Origin of the sequence: [Mycoplasma] falconis (assembly GCF_006385795.1) — a bacterium.
GTDB lineage: Bacteria > Bacillota_I > Bacilli_A > Mycoplasmatales > Metamycoplasmataceae > Metamycoplasma > Metamycoplasma falconis.
The window spans coordinates 17,120-38,108 of the sequence record NZ_VFSS01000002.1; the positions used below are offsets into that span (position 1 = coordinate 17,120).

General features: G+C 26.8%; 14 protein-coding genes. 5 read left to right on the plus strand and 9 right to left on the minus strand.

Annotation, left to right across the window (positions count from 1 at the left end):
• Nucleotides 1-4 precede the first annotated feature (4 nt).
• From FJO69_RS06570 to FJO69_RS06585, 5 genes are all read left to right on the plus strand, one after another.
• A complete protein-coding gene (locus FJO69_RS06570; protein ID WP_140781096.1) occupies nucleotides 5-751 on the plus strand; it encodes a phosphotransferase in 747 nt (248 codons plus the stop codon).
• The gene (locus tag FJO69_RS06575) at nucleotides 751-2,271 is read left to right on the plus strand and encodes a hypothetical protein (protein WP_140781097.1); all 1,521 of its coding nucleotides are present in this window, start codon (nucleotides 751-753) and stop codon (nucleotides 2,269-2,271) included. Before FJO69_RS06570 ends, FJO69_RS06575 begins: the two co-directional genes overlap by 1 nt.
• Nucleotides 2,249-3,133 carry a hypothetical protein gene (locus FJO69_RS06580; RefSeq protein ID WP_140781098.1) on the plus strand — a complete coding sequence of 295 codons (885 nt, stop codon included), beginning with the start codon at nucleotides 2,249-2,251 and terminating at the stop codon, nucleotides 3,131-3,133. Before FJO69_RS06575 ends, FJO69_RS06580 begins: the two co-directional genes overlap by 23 nt.
• A complete protein-coding gene (gene gpmI / locus FJO69_RS00760) occupies nucleotides 3,120-4,631 on the plus strand; it encodes a 2,3-bisphosphoglycerate-independent phosphoglycerate mutase (protein ID WP_140781099.1) in 1,512 nt (503 codons plus the stop codon). Before FJO69_RS06580 ends, gpmI begins: the two co-directional genes overlap by 14 nt.
• Before the next feature lie 135 nt (nucleotides 4,632-4,766).
• On the plus strand, nucleotides 4,767-5,081 hold the full coding sequence (locus FJO69_RS06585) for a virulence protein (protein WP_140781100.1): 315 nt from the start codon (nucleotides 4,767-4,769) through the stop codon (nucleotides 5,079-5,081).
• Between the two features lie 20 nt (nucleotides 5,082-5,101).
• On the opposite strand, the gene rnc is transcribed toward FJO69_RS06585, so the two are convergent.
• The 9 genes from rnc to FJO69_RS06605 all read right to left on the minus strand — a co-directional run bounded on the left by rnc (nucleotide 5,102) and on the right by FJO69_RS06605 (nucleotide 20,985).
• Nucleotides 5,102-5,797, minus strand: a complete 696-nt coding sequence (gene rnc / locus FJO69_RS00770; protein WP_140781101.1) for a ribonuclease III — start codon at nucleotides 5,795-5,797, stop codon at nucleotides 5,102-5,104.
• Nucleotides 5,790-6,794, minus strand: a complete 1,005-nt coding sequence (plsX, locus tag FJO69_RS00775; protein ID WP_140781102.1) for a phosphate acyltransferase PlsX — start codon at nucleotides 6,792-6,794, stop codon at nucleotides 5,790-5,792. Before plsX ends, rnc begins: the two co-directional genes overlap by 8 nt.
• An 8-nt stretch (nucleotides 6,795-6,802) precedes the next feature.
• The gene (locus FJO69_RS00780) at nucleotides 6,803-8,443 is read right to left on the minus strand and encodes a DAK2 domain-containing protein (protein WP_140781103.1); all 1,641 of its coding nucleotides are present in this window, start codon (nucleotides 8,441-8,443) and stop codon (nucleotides 6,803-6,805) included.
• A gap of 1 nt (nucleotide 8,444) precedes the next feature.
• Nucleotides 8,445-8,741 carry a hypothetical protein gene (locus tag FJO69_RS06590; protein ID WP_140781104.1) on the minus strand — a complete coding sequence of 99 codons (297 nt, stop codon included), beginning with the start codon at nucleotides 8,739-8,741 and terminating at the stop codon, nucleotides 8,445-8,447.
• Between the two features lie 14 nt (nucleotides 8,742-8,755).
• Nucleotides 8,756-10,012 carry a serine hydroxymethyltransferase gene (gene glyA, locus FJO69_RS00790; protein WP_140781105.1) on the minus strand — a complete coding sequence of 419 codons (1,257 nt, stop codon included), beginning with the start codon at nucleotides 10,010-10,012 and terminating at the stop codon, nucleotides 8,756-8,758.
• 9 nt (nucleotides 10,013-10,021) lie between these two features.
• Nucleotides 10,022-10,546 carry a hypothetical protein gene (locus FJO69_RS06595; protein WP_211333774.1) on the minus strand — a complete coding sequence of 175 codons (525 nt, stop codon included), beginning with the start codon at nucleotides 10,544-10,546 and terminating at the stop codon, nucleotides 10,022-10,024.
• A 174-nt stretch (nucleotides 10,547-10,720) separates the two neighbouring features.
• On the minus strand, nucleotides 10,721-15,352 hold the full coding sequence (locus tag FJO69_RS06600) for a lipoprotein 17-related variable surface protein (protein WP_140781107.1): 4,632 nt from the start codon (nucleotides 15,350-15,352) through the stop codon (nucleotides 10,721-10,723).
• Nucleotides 15,353-15,409: 57 nt separating this feature from the next.
• The gene (locus FJO69_RS00805; RefSeq protein ID WP_140781108.1) at nucleotides 15,410-16,438 is read right to left on the minus strand and encodes a hypothetical protein; all 1,029 of its coding nucleotides are present in this window, start codon (nucleotides 16,436-16,438) and stop codon (nucleotides 15,410-15,412) included.
• A 233-nt stretch (nucleotides 16,439-16,671) separates the two neighbouring features.
• Entirely contained in the window at nucleotides 16,672-20,985 is a 4,314-nt protein-coding gene (locus FJO69_RS06605) for a PolC-type DNA polymerase III (protein ID WP_140781109.1), read from the minus strand.
• Nucleotides 20,986-20,989 lie beyond the last annotated feature (4 nt).

Sequence of the window (20,989 nt, forward strand, 5' to 3'; positions counted from 1 at the left end):
CAATATGAAGTTAATAAAAAATCAAGGTTTTACTAATAAAACATATCAAGACGAACATAATAACACTTTTATAAAAATAAAAAATTATGACGGTTTTAATCACAAAACCGATAATTTTATTATTAATGAATTACCTTTTTCTCCAACCGTAATTAAAGATAATGAAAAAGAATTAGTAACCGAATGAATTGATGGACCCATTTTAAATTGACAAACAGTTACTGATAAACAACTACAAGAAATAGGGCGAAATTTAATTGAATTACATAATTCAAAATTACCTTTTCATAAAGAAAATCAAATTGCTAGAAGATTTAAAGTTTATCGTGAAATGATAGCTAAACTAGGTAGAAAAATACCTGTGTTAGATAAGTATTACAAGAAGATTAATTTATTTTTAAAAAATATCGATAATTCTGCTCCGGTCCATAACGATCTATGATTATTTAATTTTATCGATGCTTCTGATCGTATTTATATCACCGATTGAGAATACGCTACAATGGGAGATGTCCATTTTGATTTAGCTTACTTTATTGAATCTTCAAATTTAAATGAAAGACAAGAAAAAATCTTTTTAGACGCTTATGGTGATGATTTTGAACCCAAATACTTACAAGTTCACAAAATTATTGTTAATGCTTTAGTTGTTTTATGAATTAACAAGCATGAAGTTAAACCTTTTGATGATAGTTTATATTGCGAAAGAGTTGAAAAACATATGCAAAAATTTTTAAAGGAATATAACTAATGGCAAGAACTAACCAAAGAGCTTTTGCTGTTAGTCATAAAAATAAGAAAAAAGAACAAGATTTAAGATGAGTAATTGAAAAAATTAGTGACACTATCGGACCTGATGTTGCAGCTAAATTAACTAACGTTCGTTTCTACTACGAAGATTTTCACAATAAGAGTTATATTTGTAAAATTGATAATATTTGAGCTCAAATTAGAATACCAAAAGATATTGTTGAAGTAAATCATAAAAACGAAGAAAAAGTCATTTCTCACTTTAAAGATTACTTATATTTTAAAGACGGTGTCATTATTAAAAAATGATTTCCAGGCGTTGATCTTTTTAAAATTAAAGTAGAAGATAGTGTTGCCTTAGCAATTTTAAACTGTGTTAAAAACTTTCAAAATATAAAAATTGACTTAGAACGTTTTGATTGATATAAATATAAAATTTATGACAAACGTTATTTAGAACTAGTTAATAAATATAAAGATGAAGAATATGTATTAAGTCATAATAATCTAAAAAGCCAAAACATTTTAGCTAATAAATATAACTTTGTTAAATTAATCGATTTCGAATTTTCAAGTTATAACTCAAGATATTTTGATCCCGTTAGTTTATATTTGTTTTTAGGGATTGATAAAGAAAAAATTATTAAATTCTTTAATCTAAAACGTGAAAAGTTTGATGATTATTGTTATTTAATTAGAACTTATAATGAAGCAATGTTTAAAAACGTATATGCTAATTTAAAAGCTCCTAATTCAATTATTTCTGAATCCTTAAATGAATATAATAGTCGCGACTTTTTAATTCAAAATAGATTTATCGTTCAAAAACAACATAATAAATTTAATGATCGTTTAAAAATTGAAACAATTGAAAATTTATATTTTGTTCCCGTTTGCGTTTACGAAGATGAAGATCGAATTATTTGAAGATGATTAAACTGTCCTAGAACAATAGATTTAAATTTAAGACAAACACGTGTTTTAGCTAAAGCAATAAGAACTTTACATGATAGTGATTACGATTTTCCAGAATACATTTTGGATCAAAAAATAAAATACTATTTAGATTTTATTCAGCCTAAACAAATTGAAGAAGATTTTGGCGATGTTCGAATTTTAAAAGAAATTCAAAACTGAGTTAAAAACATTAAACCAGACGCCAATAATCATAACCACCTATCATTAGACAATATCTTTTTTACAGAAAACTTGAATTTATATATTATCGATTGAGCTTCGGCTTATCGTTCTAATCGTTTTATTGATATTGCTTTATTGTTTGAAAATTCAGGTTTTACTAAGGCAATGGAAAAAGTATTTTGAAAATCATACGGTTATGAACAACCAGCAGATTTTTATAAATATCGAATTATTATTCACTTTGTAGGTTATTTATATAATAGAGTTTTAAACGGTGATTACAGCGGAGCCGGAGTTAACGTTAGTCGCATAAAAGAGTTATGAAGAAAATTTATCACTAATAAAAATAAGGAACATTATGACAGAAGAAAAACAAAATAGTGATCTTCCAAAAGAAGAAAATATAAAACCAAGTCAAGATAAAAAAGCTATCAAGAAAAAAAGAATTAAAACAGGTTTCATGATAGCTGGTCTTGCTGTACCATTACTGGGTTTAATTATTATTCCTAGCGTTTTAAATAACCCTTATAATTACAAAAAAACTTTATTAATTAGTGATACTAAAAATTTAATCGCTTCTTCCACAATCGATGAACAAACAAACGACAATCAAAAAACTTATTTATTTACTCAAACAACTAAAAATGTTGTTGAAGAAGTTATGAATCCGCATAAAACTGTTGTTAATTTAAAATCAACAGATAAATTGACTAATTATAAAAGTGGTTTGTTATATAGTTATGAGTTTAAACTTCAAGGCAATAATGACAAAGTAGATTGAAAAGAATTAGCTAATTTTTTAAATAATGAAAGTGAAAAAGTAGTCGAAATTAACTCAGATCAACAAATTACATATTTAGAATTAAACATTGAAGATCTTTTAAAGAAGTATCAAGAAAAATATCAAAAAGAAATTTTAGCTTCGATGTTTATTAATTCAATTACCCAAATAGTTATTTCTACTACTTATTTTTATCAAGACGAAGAAAATAAAAATAAATATTATTTTTACGACAATAAACCACGATATATCGGTTTTGCTATCACTAACTTTTTCCAAAATGCAACTAAGGATTTAACAAAAAACAAACAACTACCAGAGAATACAAGATCTACCAAAAATAACGTTATTATTAAAGCTAATTTAACTTTAAATGAAGATATAAAAACAATTAAAGATATGAACTTTATTAGTGAAATGAAAATTAATGTTTTAAATGAGGTTAATAATGAAGAGAAATAAAAAAATTATTTTAACCGTTATTGATGGCTTAGGGTTAAGAGAAGAAAAACAAGGTAATGCTTATCAACAAAGTTTTCACCCTATCTTTGATTATTTATTTGTCATGTGTCCTAACTCTGTTTTACAAGCTTCTGGAGAATACGTCGGTTTACCTGCCGGACAAATTGGAAATAGCGAAGTAGGTCATTTAAATATTGGGGCAGGAAGAATTGTTTATACCGGACTTTCTTTGATTAATAAGGCAATTAAAGATGGTTCTTTTGCTAAAAACGAAGTTTTAAATAAAGTAATGGACGATGTCTTAAAAAAAGATACAACTTTACATTTAATGGGATTATTAAGTGAAGGCGGGGTTCACGCTTTAGATAATCATTTATTTGAAATTTTAAAATTAGCAAATCAAAAAGGTTTAAGAAAAGTTTCGGTTCATATTTTTGGTGATGGTCGGGATGTAAAACCTCAATCAATTAAAAGTTCATTTAATAATTTAAAAACTTTAACTGATAAATTTGGTTATAAAATTTCAACCATAGCTGGTAGATTTTATAGCATGGACCGTGACTCTATTTTTGAAAGAAATGAAAAGAGTTATGAAACTATTTTAGGTACATCAAAAAATGTTGTAAACGATATAGAAAAATACATTGACGATCAATATAATCAAGGTATTTATGATGAATTTTTTATACCAGCACAAGCTAAAGATGGTTTATTTTTAAAAGACGACGATTCAGTTATTTTCTTTAACTTTAGACCTGATCGAGCAAGACAACTAAGCCATATGCTATATGGTTCTAATTTATATGAATATCAACCAACCATAAGAAAACATATTGATCATTTTGTATCTTTAATGAAATATGAAGGGATTGATAGCGAGGTCGCTTTTGAAGAAATGAAAGTTATTAATCCTTTAGGTGAAGTACTTGCTAAAAACGGATTAACTCAGCTAAGATTGGCAGAAACTCAAAAATACGCCCACGTAACTTTTTTTATGGATGGTGGAGTTGATATTCTATACCAAAACGAAGAACGTGTTTTAGTAGAAAGTATTAAAGCTGAATCTTTTGCCGATTATCCACATATGTCAGCCGAAGGTATCACTGATAAATTATTAGAAAAAATAAAAGGTGTTGACTTTGTTATCATGAACTTTGCAAACCCAGACATGGTGGGTCATACCGGCAATTTACAAGCAACTATTAAAGCTATAGAATTTCTAGATGAACAATTTGAAAGAATTTTAAAATACGTTTCAGATAATAAAGACGAAGTTACATGATTTATTACAGCTGATCATGGTAATGCCGAAATAACCGAAGACGAAAACAATAAACCAGCAACAAAACACACTACAAGTCCTGTTATGTTTATAACAACAGATAAAACCATTCAATTAAAAGACGGAAAATTAGCTGACGTTGCACCTACAATTTTAGATTATTTAGGCATTGAAAAGCCAGTTGAAATGACCGGAGAATCCCTATTAATAGAATAATTAAACCAGTTAATCTGGTTTTTATTTTACCTTAACCTCTTAACCTACGCCCGTCTTTTTAATCAATATTTTGTGGTATAATAAAAAAGATATTCATTTTTAATTTCACAAAATAATAATTTAGGAGGGTTTAATATGCGTAACAGTTACGGAATTGTTTTTTATTTAAACAAAGAGGAACTTAAAAAAAGTTACCCTAAACCTGAAAACTATAAACAAGCTTATGAAGATATAAGAGATATTTTACGTTTAAGAGGATTTCACTGATTATCAAACAGCTTTTACTATTCATTACCTACCTCTTTTAATATGTTTCAAAAACTATATCGAGCTATTGAAGATTTAAAAGCGATTGAATGATTCCAAAAATCAGTAGAAAGTTTTAACGTCTTTGTTATGGAAGATAAATCGGATCTAACTGATTTCTTCAAAGGTGAAGATGAAGATTAAAAAATAAAAAGGTGAAATTTCTATTCACCTTTTAGATTCATTTTTTCTAATGCGGCTAAAGCTGCATTTTTTTGTGCTTCTTTTTTAGTTAAACCTTGCCCTTCACCAAATTTCATATCATCAACATAAACAGCACTTTCAAACATTCCATTAGCTATTGCTTCATCTTTATATACAATATTTGAAACTGATGTAGATTGGATTAATTCTTGAAAACGAGATTTGGGATCTTTGACAAAATCATTTAAAATCGCTTTCATATCATTAGTTAAATATTTATCAACGATTTCTCTTACTCTGGATAGTCCAAAAGAAATATATACTGCTCCAATAAATGACTCAAAAATATCTGATTGAGCTTTAATATTTCTACCGTTTAAAAAAGCATTTTTACCACATCTTATCTTATCAACTAAATTAAGTTCATTTGACACTCTTCCTAAATTTTCTCTATCAACTATCTTAGATCTAAGTAAAGTTGCTTGACCTTCGTCAAAATCTTGTTGTTGTTTATAAATTTCTTCCCCAACCATAAATTGCAAAACAGCATCGCCTAAAAATTCTAAGTATTGATAACTTTTTTGACTACGGTGTTCGTTAGTATAAGACTTATGAGTAAAGGCTTCAAAAAAGATTGCTTTTTGATCTTCGTTTAAATTATTAATATCAAAATTTTCTTTAAGATAAATTAATAAATCTTCTTGTCAATTATTCATTATCTTGTCCTAAATTTTGTTGCAATTTATTAATAACATCATTTTCTAAAGCTTTTTTAACCTGATTTAAAGCGTTATAAAAAGCAATCTCGTCAGAACCACCATGAGCTTTAACAACTACCTTGTTTAAGCCGACAATGTAAGCCCCGCCAGTATTACGATAATCATAACGGTTCTTCATTTTTCTTAATCCTGGCTTTAATCATAACCCAGAAATTTTGGTAAATAAATTTTTATAAATTATGTTTTTTAATAATTTACCAAAACCAGAAAAAGTGTTTTCCATAGTTTTAAGGAAAATATTGCCACCATACCCATCTGCTAAAACAATTTGAAAATCTCCGCTTATAGCTTGACCTGGTTCGATAAAACCATAATAATTAAATTGATCGGTTTCGTAATTTTTTAATAAATTATTAGCAGCTTTATGGACCTCATCACCTTTATAATCTTCTGTTCCTAAATTTAATAGACCAATTTTAGGTGTTTCATCACTATTATTAATTAATTTGTAATAGACAGAAGCAACCTTGGCTCATTCTAAGAAAAATTCTTCTTTAATATTAATGTTTGCTCCACAATCTAAAAGTAAAAAGTTTTTAAGACTTAAAGATGGTACTATTGGCATAAAAGCCGGTCTAGAAATACCATTTAAACGTTTAACTTTTAAAGAAGATAAAGTAATATACGCTCCACTATCTCCTGAACTTAAAATAGCATCAGCTTTATCTTCGGCTAAAATTTCAAAAGCTTCACTCATTGAGCTTTTTTGTCTTAAAACATCTCTGGGTGATTCTTTAATACTTACAATAAAGTTATTATCAACAACTTCTATGTTGTTTTTAAATTCGCCTAATTCCTTGTTTATTACGTTAGCATCACCAACTAAAATAAGTTGATAATCCGGATTTTCACTAATAAATTTTTTAGCAGCTTGAATAGCTTTTATTTGTCCGTTGTCATTATTTAAAACATCAAATACAATTCTTTTTTTCATACATCCTCTTATTCGGCTGAAATTAAGTAAGGATAAACAGATTGGTCACCTTGAATAATATCAACAGTAACGTCGTAATTTACTTCTAAATAAGTTTTAAGTTCGTCAGCATCGCTTTCAGATACATCACGTCCGTAATAAATGGTTAAAAGTTGAGTATCTTTATTAATTAAATTATCAACTAATTTAATAGCTGCTTCATTATAGGTTGTAGCAACGTCAATTAATTTACCTTGTTTAATTGACATAAATTCGCCTTCTTTAACTCTTACACCATTTAGTTTAGTTGTTTTAACAGAAGGGGCTATTTCGCCATAAGAAACGTGTTTTAATGCTTCCTTCATTAATTTTTGATTGTCTTTAACACTATTTTCTGAACTATAGTTAGTTAGAATAGCTACTGTTTGAGCTTGACTCTTAGTTGGAATAATAATAATATTTTTATCAGTAGCTATAGTTGAAGCTTGTTGAGCGGATAAAATAATGTTTGAGTTGTTAGGTAAAATAAATACAGTTTTAGCAGGAACTGCTTTAATTGCGTTAACAATATCTTGAATTGAAGGATTATTAGTTTGACCACCTTCAACAACATAGTCAACACCATAATCTTTAACCGTATAAATAATTCCTTGTCCACTATTACATGAAACGATGCCACATTCTTTTAATTCAACATTAGTAATTTCTTTTTGTTGTTCAATGTTGTGTTTTTTGTTGTAATTTTCTTTACCTTCATTGGCTTGAAGGGTCATATTTTCAATCTTAACTTTAATAAATTGGCCTAAGCTATTTACAGCATTTAAAACATTACCTGGTTTAACAGTATGAATATGAACTTTTAGTAAGTTTTCGTCATTAACAACCACCATTGAATTACCGATTTTTTCAAGTTTTTTAACTAAGTAATCTTTGTTAAATTTATCTTTTCTATATAGGTCCAAAATAAACTCTGTACAGTAACCAAATTCACCTTCAAAAACTTCACCGTCAGAAATCATGTTAGTGATTTCTTTTTCTTCTTGACTTAATTCAACGGGTTTCCCTAAAAAATATGCTCTTATTCCTTCTAAGATAACGTATAAACCTTCACCACCAGAATCAGTTACACCAACCTCTGCTAAAACTTTTAATAATTTAGGAGTATTGTCACAACTTTTTCTAGCAGCACTATAAGCCATATCATAAATTTGTTCTAAACTAGAATCCATTAAGGCTTGGGCTTTTAGTTCTTCTTTGGTTTCACGAATAACAGTTAAAATAGTACCTTCAATTGGTTTTAAAACTGATTTATAAGCCGACTTACAAGCTTCTTCAAAACTTTGTACTACATCAAATGGGCTGGCTACTTTCTTGCCTTTAAAAGCGTTTTCAAAACCTTTAAAAATTTGACTTAAAATAACCCCTGAATTACCTCTGGCTGATAATAACATATTTTTAGCAATCGCTCTTGATGCTTCTTCAAGAGTAATTTCATCGTTATATTTAGTAGCTGATACCGCAGAAGCAATCGTTGAAGCCATATTACTTCCGGTGTCTCCATCAGGAACAGGAAACACGTTAAGAGCATTAATAATGTTTTTCTTATTAGTTAAATTATTTGAAGCAGACAGGAGTGCTTCGCATCACATTTTTCCAGTAAGTTCTTTCATATTATTCAGTTCCTTTAATGTAAATTAAGATTTTACTTAAGTGCATCCCTTCTTTATTTAATTGGTATTTAACAACTTCATATATTTCTTCAACAATATTCTTAGCATTAATGTTTTTAATTAAAATTAGTCCTAAATAAACATTTATTTTATTTTCATCTTCTTGATCTACTTCAACTACAAACCCATCATTTTCTTTGTTATAACCGTTTTCAGGAGTTAAGGGAGCGAACCCTTTAATCCCTGCAACAGATGTTAAGGAAGAATAAATTCATTCTTTCAAATTTTCAAAATGCATATACCTCCTTTTAATTATTTAGTTATATAAGATTTTTTAATTAGGAATGAACTAGTTAATTTAGCAATTTCTTTTTTAACAACAAATTTTAATGATTCGTTTTCCGGTTCCCTTAAAACTCTATCAATTAAATTAGCAATAATAATAAATTCGTCTTCTTTAAAACCTCTTGAAGTCATAGCAGCGGTACCTAATCTAATACCTGATGAAACCATTGGAGATTCAGTATCATTTGGAATAGTATTTTTATTTACAGTTACATTGATTTCTGCAAGAATTTCTACTGCTTGTTTTCCGGTTAAACCATAACTTGATTTAACATCAATCATGAATAAATGGTTTTTAGTTAAACCTGAAATAACTTTTGCCCCTTTTTTAATAAAAGTTTCACAAAATACTTTTGAATTTAAAATCAATTGTTTTTGGTATTCAATAAATTCAGGCTGTAAAGCTTCTCAAAATGAAACAGCCTTAGCAGCGATTTGGTGGAATAAAGGTCCTCCTTGATAACCAGGAAAAACAGAACGATTAATTTTTTTATAAATTTCTTCGTCGTTAGTCATGATAATAGCCCCACGAGTACCTCTTAAGGTTTTATGAGTGGTTGTCATAATAACGTCAGCATAACTAGATGGAGACGGATGTAATCCGGCAATAATAGGTCCTGAAATATGAGAAATATCGGCGAATAAGTAAGCTCCTACTTCATCACAAATTTTTCTAAATTTATCAAACTCAACAATTTGAGAATAAGCCGAATAACCACAAATAATCATTTTAGGTCTTACTTGTTTAGCTATTTCTAAAATTTTATCGTAATCTAAAATACCTTCATCATTAACGGTGTATGAATGAGCTTCGTAAAAAATACCACTAAAAGAAATACGATACCCGTGAGTTAAATGTCCTCCCGAATCAAGAGATAAACCTAAAACTTTATCTCCGGGGTTTAATAAAGACATATAAACAGCGGCATTAGCTACTGAGCCTGAATAAGGTTGTACGTTTACATAATTAACATTAAAAAGTTTTTTAGCTCTTTCTTGGGCTAAAATTTCAATTTTATCTACTCATTCACATCCACCGTAATATCTTTTACCGGGATAGCCTTCACCGTATTTATTAGTTAAACAAGAACCGGCGGCTTTCATAACTTGTTCTGAAACATAATTTTCAGAAGCTATAAGTTCAATGTGGTCATCTTGTCTTTCAGATTCCCCGTTAATGTATTCGGCAATTTCTTTATCTTCCAAATTAATTTTTTTATACATATTCACCTCTTAATCAAGTAAGGTTTTGTTTTTTCTTTCTTCAGCTAAAATTTGTGCTCGTTGTTTTTTTTCTTTTGATTTAATTACAGCTTTGTTAATTAAAATTACAGGAACTGCTAATAAAGCCATACCAACAGCTGGTAAAACTCTAATAAATCAATCTTTTGAATCGACCCCACTACTTACAATAAATGAAGCCATCGCAAAAGCGATTGGGAATAAAAAGTTTAAACTTTCTACTGGTAATTTTTTAAATTTAAAAATTAGTAAAAATAAAATAGTTAATTGAACTGTTAAAACTATTAAAGCAATTGGGAAAACTAAACCTCAACGAGAGAAATCTTTAGTAGCAGCAAATACTCACCCGTCTTTACCCACAAATAACATCATTAAAAACGAAGGAATAGCAAAAAGAAATAAAGCAGTTAAGGCAATTTTTCATGATTTGCTTAATTCTTTACGTGGTTTTTTAGCTTGTACTTCGTAATTTTTGACATTTATTTTTTTATTTTTTCACTTATCATTATTCGACATAAAAACTCCAATCTGTTTTCAAATAATTAAATTTTAACAAATACAGCTTAATTTATAATATAAATTAAATAATAGACATATTAAACAGAATTTTCAAATAATGATTTTTATCTTATTTTTACTAATAAATACAATAAAAAAATCAAAGAAATTTGTTTTTCTTTGATCATAAAATTATTTTTTAGCTTGAGCTATTGCTTTCGCAGAATCTAATAGTGAAGTTAATTTAAATTTAATTTTTAGTGAAATATTTTCAATCGTAGACATCATTGGTTTTAATGAATAATTTATATACCCTAAAATCAAATCTGCTTCTTCTTTAGATAAATTATTACTTAATTGTAATTGTTCTATTTGATAAACTGTATTGCGATGTTGGCTGTCTGAATAATTGTTATTTATAAATCTATTTTTATAAGAAAATAATTCTTCTCATCCGCTTGATAATAAACCGGTTCGACCTCTTTTTGAGCTATACTCGTGTTGATAATTAACGTCTGTTTCAGGTAATGTTCTATCAACAATATTTCTTCATTTTAAATTAGCGTAATAATTTAAATAATAATCAACAACATCTTTAATAATGTTTTCAACTTTAACAGATAAGTTTTTGTTAACTACTATTTGATTTAATTCTTTATTATTTTTTAATTGTTGTTCTCATAATAAAAGTGCTAAATTAGTAAATTGTTGTTTTTTACTTAAAGCATTCTTTTTATAAATAGCATCTGAAAATGGTTGTAAATGTTTAGCATTTAATACTAATTTTCCTCAAGAAGTTATGCTGTAATATGTAGATGAATCATTGGCTGTCGTTATAAACATAGCAGATATTTTAGCCATGACATCAACATAAGAAGATTGAATGGTTGTATAAATATCTTTACTTATTTTTTTATTATCTTCAACATCGTTTAAATAAATTTCAAGCATATATTTAACGATTAAATCTTTATATTCTTTGTTAAATGTATCTGCAAATTTTAAAAATTGTTTTTGAGTTTCATTTCTAATTTTATTAGCTTTATCAGACTTATCATTTGGTCTTATTTTATTAAGCATTTGCTGATTAATTTTTTGCATTTCTATTTTAAATTTAGGTCGCAACTCTAAATAAATTTTATTTATTTCTTCTTTGTATTCATTAATGTCTTTTTCTTTTAAAAAGTTGTTTAATGTAATAATTCTTTCTTCGCTTTTAATATCACTATTTCATTTAGAAACCAATCTAAATTTAATATTTACTAAATGAGAATCAATATCTTTTTCAATTGCAATTATTTCAATATTTTCTGTTTCCAAATTATGATTTTTTAATTGAAAATCACCAATTTCTAATGGTGAATTAAATATACCTTTTCTTAATTCAAAATCTTCAAAAACTGTTTTAGGTTCATCTAAAAATAAATAATTTATTTTATTTAATGTTTCGTTTAATCTTTTTAGTTCTTTATCTTTTTTATTTTCCAAATCATTAAATTCTTCACGAGTTAAAAAGTTTGAATAAGTTTTGGTTATTTCTCTATTTGTTCCATCATAACTTAAACTAAATTTAACAGTTAATTCACCCTTTTCATCATTAGGTATTATTTCTAAAGGTTTATATTTAACTGAATAAGGACTATTAAAAATATTTGTATGAATCTTTGATAAAAATATTTCTTTAATATTTGAATCATTTATTTGACTAGGCAAATATTTTTTTAATTTATCTTCGTTTGTTTGCGGATATAAGTATAAATTTTCTACATCATAAACAAATTCGTTTCTTTTTATAATCTTGCTTATATCTTTTGATTTAACCTGAATCAACGAACTTTTTATTTCTTTATTATTTTTATTAATTAATTGATATTCAAAAATTATGTAATAACCATTAGAAAAGAAACCTAATTCTTTTTTAACAATTTTATTTGACAAAACAATATCAGTATTTTTTAAATTTACTTTTTGAGTAAATATATTAAATAGATTTTTATCATTTTGAATATAAGTTTGAATTAAATTTTCGTTATATTTATCAAACGGTATATTATCTAAATTTTCTTCAAACAAGTTTGATCATTGTTTATATTTTTCAATTTCTTTTCAATCAATCGATTTAAATTGAAATTCAACAACTCTACTAATTTTATAGTTTGAATAATTACTATTATATAAAACATAAGTAACTAAAACTTTGCCACTATTTTCATTTATATCAACTAATTTACTTTCTAAAATAATGTCAATTAAATCGTTGTTATATTTTGAATAATTTAAATTAAAGGCTTCTTTGCTAATTTCATCTGCATATATTGAAGAAGTATCGTTTGTATCGTTATAAATTATTAAATCGTTGTTTAAAGTTAACCGCTGTAAATCTTCTCTAATTTTTAATTGTTGTGAAGTAAGCAAATTATCTACTATAAAAGAAATTCCGTTAGAAACGATTGTTTCATTAAATTTAGGTTCTGTATATTTAATTTTAAATTTAACGTTAGCTTCACCGCTATTATCGTTAGGTGTGATAATAACATCAAAAACTTGATAATCTAAATTGCTTATTCCTATATAAAGGTTTTTATTAAGTTCTAAATTAGATGGCAAAGTATCGTTTTTATCAACTATTTGATAGTTATAAAAATTATATTTTATTATCTGTTGATTTAAAATCGTTTTAAGGCTTTCTAAATAATTAGATTTAGTGTTGAAATTTGAAAATTGAATTATTTTGGTTTCACTAAAAATATCTAAATAATCTTTAGATTGTAATTTGAATTCAATAGTCTTATTTCCTAAAACATCATTATTATTTACATTAATTAAAACAACGTTATATTTGTCATAATCAGTCTTAATTTGATTGTTTTTAATATCCGAAGGTAAATATTCATTTGACCTTAAATTATCTTTTAAAACAAAATTAAAATTTTGTATTTCGTTATTTAAATAAGCTTTGGTTATTTTTTGATTTCTTTTTTCTAGATTTTCAAATCCTGTAAGTTCTTTTTCGACGAAATTTGAAGTAATATTTTCATTAAACTCTTCATCAAAATAAAATACCTTAAACTTAACAAGTAATTTACCTTCTTGATCATTAGAAATTGTTTGTAAATCTGTTATACGATATTTGCTATCTGTTAAAGTAATTATTAAATCTTCATTTTTATTAATTTCAGAAGGTAATTTGTCTAATTTAGTTGAATCAAAAGTTAAGTTATAGAAATTATTTTTATTAATTAAATTATTTAATTCTAAAATTTTTTGTGATTCTTTTTTAGTGCTTTTAAAATCATTAATAATAATGTTTTTAGATTTAGATTTTAACCCGTTTATTTTTTTAGATGCCAATTGAACCGTTAAGGTAAAACTGCCTTCACTATCGTTTATGTTAGAAATATTAATAACTTCTAAATCATAATTTAAATAGTAATTTTGTATATTATCGACATTTATTTGTGAAGGTAGATAATTAGATCATTTGCCTTGCTTTAAAGTTATATTTAAATTATTTAGTTCATTGTTTAAAAAGTTTTCTTCATTTAAATATTCTCTTTGTTGTTTTGTTTGAAGATTATTTATATTAAAAGAAATAGGGTTTAAAACAATATTTCTATCAATTTTTTCATCATAATATTGAATGTGTAAAGTTATTTTTGAAACGCCTAATTCATCATCATTATCATAAGTTTCATTGATTAGTAAATTTGAATTTAAATTTTCTAATAAAGGCTTTAAATTTATTATTTTGTAATTAATTTCTTTTTGTAATTCGGAAGGTAAAACTGATGATTTATTTTCTAAAAATTTAATTGAAAAGTAATCCTCAAAATTGTTTTTTAATTTATTATTCAATTTATTTTCAATTAATGATTTTTGTTCATTTCTTCATTGTTCTTTTGTCTTTAAATTTGTAATACTAAATGTTTTATTTTCAGAAATAATGTCTTTTATTTTTAAAGATTGAATATGAAAAATTATAGATAATGATCCTTTTTCATCATCTATATTTTTAATATTTTCAATTATTAATTTAAAATCTTCAAAATTTGTTTCAAATTTATCATTATTGATTTCAGAAGGTAAAAAATGATTTCAGTTTAGATTATTTTTTAAAATAGGTTCTAATAAAACAATTTTTTCATTAATAAAGTCTTGTTCTTTTAGTCTTTCTTGTTTTTCTTTGGTTAAAAATCCATCAAAAACAATTTGTTTGTTAACAGATTGCAGATTATTAATTTTATCTTTTAAATGATAATAAATTTTAATTTGTCCTTTAATGTCATCGGCTTTAACATTTTTGATTAACTCAAAATTTGAATTATTATTTAAATTTTGATAATTGATATTATCTATTTTTTTAGTGTAATCAGAAGGTAAAATTTCATCTTTATTTTCTTCACTTAATAAAGATACTTTTATTTGATTAACTTCTTCATCTAATTTATTTTTAATTGTTTTAAAACCAGCAATAATAATTCTTTTAATTTCAGTTTTAACAGAAGACTTGTTAGCTTCTTTATAAGTAGCAAATACTTCTAAAACTACTTCTCCTTTAATGTCGTTAGCAGTATAACTCTTAATTCTTATATTCCCTTTTGGTAATTTAGGAATATCTAAATCTTTAATAGTAAATTGACTAGCTAAATTATTAGATTTAAAATTTGCATCTTTTAAGTTAGAAATGTTTGCTTGATTTAAATAATTATTTAATTCGATTTTAGTTTTATTTTCATAACTATTTTCACAAGAAACTACTCCACCAACACTTAATCCGATTCCTAATAAAGAACCCATCGAAATAATAACTTTATTTTTCTTCATATATAACCTTAAATTAACAAAAACAGCACATTGTGCTGTCTTATTTATATTGTAATATTACAACACGTCTAATACTGCTGCTAAATCAACTAATTCACTTTCAAAATTACTGAATGATTTTATTAGCATATCTTGTAGAGCTGTTAAATATTTACCCGCAACATTTTTAATAGCTTCTTTTTCTTCTTCAATAATGTCGTTTGATTTAGAAACAACTGCTTTTAATCCATCAATTAATTCACCAAATGGTTTTTGAATTTCTGAATAAATTGAATGGTATCCTTTTTTCAATAATTCTTCAAAATCTAGAGATTTTAATGATTCTGATAATTTATCAAATGCTGATGGTTTTTCTTCTGTTCCATAGATGTATTCATTAATAGCTTTTTTAACCACTTCTAATGAAGCAATACCTTTTGTAGCTTCGTTAGTATCTAAATCTTCTAAAGCTGCATTAATAGCTGCTTTAACACCTTCGTTATCTTTTAAATCTTTTAATTTGTCAGCAAAACCTAGAACAACTTCTGGTTCTTGGCCTTCTTGAGAAGCAGGTAATGTTTCACCTTTAACAAATTTAGTAATGTAAGCAGGAGTTAAAATAGCTTTAACTTCTTCTAATCCTTTACCTGATTTAACGTCATTCTTTTCTAAAACTGTTTTTAAAATTTCTAATTGAATGTTGTCTAATGGAGATTGTAGACCTTCATAAGCTTGCATAACTTCCATTAATTCATTATTAGTAATTTTGCTTTCAAAAGTTTCTTTTAAAGAATTTAGAATGTTTTCAACATTTTTTAATTTTCCAACTTCTTCTTCTACGGGTTCTTTACCTTCTTCGGTTTTTGTAACAGTTTTCTTCAATCAAGCTTGTACACCATTAGCAAATTGAGTTTTCTTTTCTTCGCTTGAAACATTTGATAAATTTAAATTTTGGAATAATTCACTGGTGTTATTAACAATTTCTTTTTGTTTTTGAGCTGGTGTAGTGTGTAAACCAAAACCAATTCCGAAACCCAAAGCAACTGCACCGGCAAATGCCCCAATTCCACCTAAAATAATTGCTGGTTTTTTGTTAATTTTTGACATTTTTTTCTCCTTAATCATTTAGATTACTTAAAATTATAGTCCTTTCAAAAAAAAAAAAAAAAAATACTTATTTCTAAAAATGTCTTAAAATTAGCCAATTTTGTAATTTTTTTTGCATTTTTTATTTTATGTTTGAAAAATTCAAAAGTTTATAGATAAATATAACTATTTAAAAGGTTGCTATTAAATAAAAAAAATATTGCAACTGAACTAGATTTGTTGCAATATTTTAATTAAAATAAAGTGCTTTGGTTCGATTCTTCCAAACCGTCTAAAACACCTAAATTAGTTAATTCAGTTATTATTCTTGAATTTAATTTAGTTCTATCTCCAAGGTCTTCAATTGATAGAAATTCGCCTTGTTCTCTTGCTTCAACGATTGATTCGGCTACGACATCGCCCAAACCTTCAACAACGTTAAAAGGTGGAATTAAAGCCTTATCTGCTTCGTCAATTATTCACTCAGTTGCTTTTGATTTATTTAAATCAACATTACGAATTTTAAAACCTCTAGCATATAACTCTTGGGTAATTTCTAAAATAGGAATTAAGGCTTCTTCTTTGGTGGTTAGTTTTTCAACTTTTGAATTAGAACGATGTCTTAAATTTGTTAGTTTTTGCTTAACTGCATCTAAACCTTTACTCATTGTTTGAATATCCAGTGAATCTGGTTTAATGGTATAGAATGTTGCGTAAAAAGGTAATGGATAATAAACTTTATAGAAACCAAAACGATAAGCCATAATAACGTAAGCTGTAGCGTGAGCTCTAGGGAATAAATATTCGATTATTTTTAATGATTCAATATAGTATTCCGGAACACCTTTTTCATATAGCATTTTTTCTTCGTCTTCGGTAATACCTTTACCTTTACGAACTTTTTCCATAATTTTAAAGGCTACCAATTTGTCTACATTATGTCTTACAAGTTCGTTTAGGATGTCTTCACGACAGCAAACACAGTCGTTTAATTTTTTACCTTGTTTAACTAGTTCTTCGGCATTACCGGCTCAAACGTTTGTACCGTGACTTAATCCTGAAATTAAAATTAAATCATTAAATGAATGTGGTTTAGCCGTTGTTAACATCTTTCTAACAAAAGTAGTTCCAAACTCTGGTAAAGCATAAGCACCGGTTGTTTCACCACCTATATCTTCTGGTTTAATTTTCAATGATTCTGTAGTGTAAAACAACTTAATAATATTGGGATCAAACTTAGGAATTTGATCTACTTTTACGCCTGTTAAATCTTCTAACATTTTAATAAAAGTAGGGTCATCCTTACCAAGTAGATCTAATTTTAAAACGTTGTCATGCATTGAACGATAATCGAGGTGAGTTGTCATCCATGTACTTGTATCATCATTAGCAGGGAAATTAACTGGGAAAAAATCTTCTGCATCCATTTCTCTTGGAACAACGATTATTCCACCAGGGTGTTGAGATGTAGTTCTTTTAACACCGGCTGTTTTTGAAGCCAAAAATTCCAAAAAGTTTTTAGATCAGGGTTCTTCTTTATTACGCTTTTCTTCTTCGTATTTTTTACAAAAACCGTAAGCTGTTTTTGAAGCAACGGTCGAAACTGTACCCGCTCTAAAAGTATGATTTTCACCAAACAATTCTTTAACATAGTTATGAATTGTCGGTTGATAAGCTCCTCCAAAGTTAAGATCAATGTCAGGAACTTTATCGGCATTAAAACCTAAAAAAGTTGAAAATGGTATTGAATGTCCGTCTTGTATTAAGCGAGTTCCACATTTTGGACAATCTCTATCCGGTAAATCTCAACTTGAATAAATATTAGGATCTTTTATTCATTCAAAGAATTTACAATTAGGACATAAATAGTGAGGATCTAGTGGATTAACCTCAGATATACCTACTAAATTAGCAACAACAGAAGATCCTACCGAACCACGACTACCAACAATATAACCGTCTTTATTACTTCTTTTAACTAGTTTATAAGCTATTCAATAAATAACCGAATAACCATATTTAATAATCGGAGTTAGCTCTTGTTCTACTCTCTCTAAAATAGAAGGTTCAGGATTATCACCGTATCTTTCTTTAATACTTTCATAAACTGTTTTTCTTAAATTTTCAGCTGAATTATCGTAAGTCGGAACACAAAGATCTTCTCTAAAAACATTAATATTGTTTTCAACCTGAGCTGCGATTTTTCTTGTATTTTCTACAACAATTTTTTTAATTAAATTAATATCATCTAAGAAAGCAAATTCAGCGATCATTTCACTTGTTGTTAGATATTTAAAATCAGGCACAACCGCTTTTCTTTTAAGTCAGTGTAATCCACCACCTAATGTTGGAGCATTAATATAAATTTCATGAATTAGTTTTTGATAATCATAAACATAACGACAATCTGTAACGGCTACACAAGGTATTCCTAATGAATCGGCTTTAGCTATTAAATCTTTATAAGCAAATCTTAAATTATTTAAAGTAATTCTACCTTCTTTAATCATGTATTCAAAAGAACTAATTGGCGGTAGTTCTATATAATCATAAGGTTGCATTGCTTTTAAAATATTTTCATTAGTACCGTTAAAAACTTGTTCCCATAAATAAGATTGATGAGCACCAGAACCAATAAAGTAGTCAGGGTCTTTTGTTAATAAATCATAATAAAGTTTTGGTCCTTCATTAAACTGTTTAGTCATTGCTATTGATATTAATTCAAACAGTTTTTTAATACCCTTAGGATTTTTAGCTAAAACTCTTATTTCGTAACTAAAACGTCTTCCTAACATTTTAGGATTAAAAGCTTGATTTAATTCATCCGAAGTTTTGATGTTAAATTCTTTAGACAATCTTAAAATCATGGCTTGTCAAATTTTACCTAAAACCGCAGCATCGTAATCCCCACGGTGAGCCACTTCGCTATTATATGAAACATCATACCTTTTAGCAACGGCCCCTAAAGTATGTTTCTTTTCATAAGGATTTAGAAAATGAGAAACAGCCAAAGTATCAAGTCCAACTATTCTAGATTTATCTAAACCTAATTTTTCAAATTGTTCTTTACAGAAATTAATATCGAAATTAGCATTATGGGCAACAGCTATTTTATCTTTTAAAATTTCATATATTTTTCTAATGCCTTCTTCTTGTTCATAACCTTGTTCTAACATGCTATCAGTAATATTAGTTAGATTAATTGTAAAAGCAGAAAGAGGTTGACTAGCTTTTAAGAAAAATTGAATATTTTCGACCGGTGAATTTTTCTTGTAAACAGTAGCTCCAAATTCAATAATCTCATCAAATCTAGGACTTAACCCTGTTGTTTCAATATCGAATACAACATATTCAGCGTCAGCTAAATCAAATGATTTAAAGCCATAAAAATATTGATTTTTAGCATTAATAGCACTAAAAGTAGCTCCGTATATCGGTTTAACTTTTGATTTTTTAGCAGCTTTAACAAAACCGGGGAAGTTTTGAATACTATCTAAATCTGTTAAGGCAATAGCTTCATGACCATAGTGTTCGGCTGCAGATATATATTCTTCTGGTTTTCCGATACCATCTTGTGTACTCATATTAGATCTAACTGCTAGTTCGACTCTTTTTTCAATGTCGTTGTCTTCTGGAAGTTTATGATAACCATCAGTTTCAGTATATCAACCTTTACTTGCCCCCATAATAACTCTTACTTTAGTAAAACTATCATTAGTTAAAAGTCCATTAACGATAACTGTATCACCAATTTTTAAATCAGGTAATGGATCATCTTTGGCGTAAAATTTCTTAACATTTATTGCTTCTTTATAATCTGAAATTGAAATTGTATATAAAACTTTGTCATTGGATAAAGGTCTTGTATCGATGGCAAAAATTTCACCTTTGGTTGTTATATCCATGTCTTCAAAAACGCGGTTAGCATCTACTAAACTCATTTCTACATACTTTTTAGGTTGTCTGCTTTTACCAAAAAATACTTGCTTTTTATCACCTGAATTTTTAGCCATCTTCTTTTCAAAAGTTCTTAATTCTTCAAACTTATTGCTTAGATTATTTAAAGTTTCACTTTTATAATTAGATTTTTGAATTTCTTTAACTGAAAATAATATATTTTCAAAAGCAAAACCGGAATTAGATAAGATTTCTAAAAAATCCTCAGTATGTTTTTCGGCGTCTTTTAATAAATCTAAATCAGGGCAAGTTATATGTAAAAAACCGTCTTGTTCTTTAATATTGGTAGGTTGTCATAATACTGCAAAATTACGTAAATTTTTATACTTGGTTTTAATAAAATAGCGGACATAATCACAAATTATGTCTTTGTTTAAAATAATATTTTCAACGTATAAATAAACCTCGGCATGAGGAAATCTTTTTTGAATAGCATCATATAACTTTTTATAAGTTGCTATTTTAATATGTTGTTCTAGTGAAATGTTAAAAACGAATTTTAAAGTTTTCTCATCGTATTCAACTTCCCTTAAGCCAGCATTTTTTAGCTCTTCAGTAATTTCAAAATTAATTTCCTTACAAAGTTTTTGAAAATGTTGAATACTTTTCATTTTA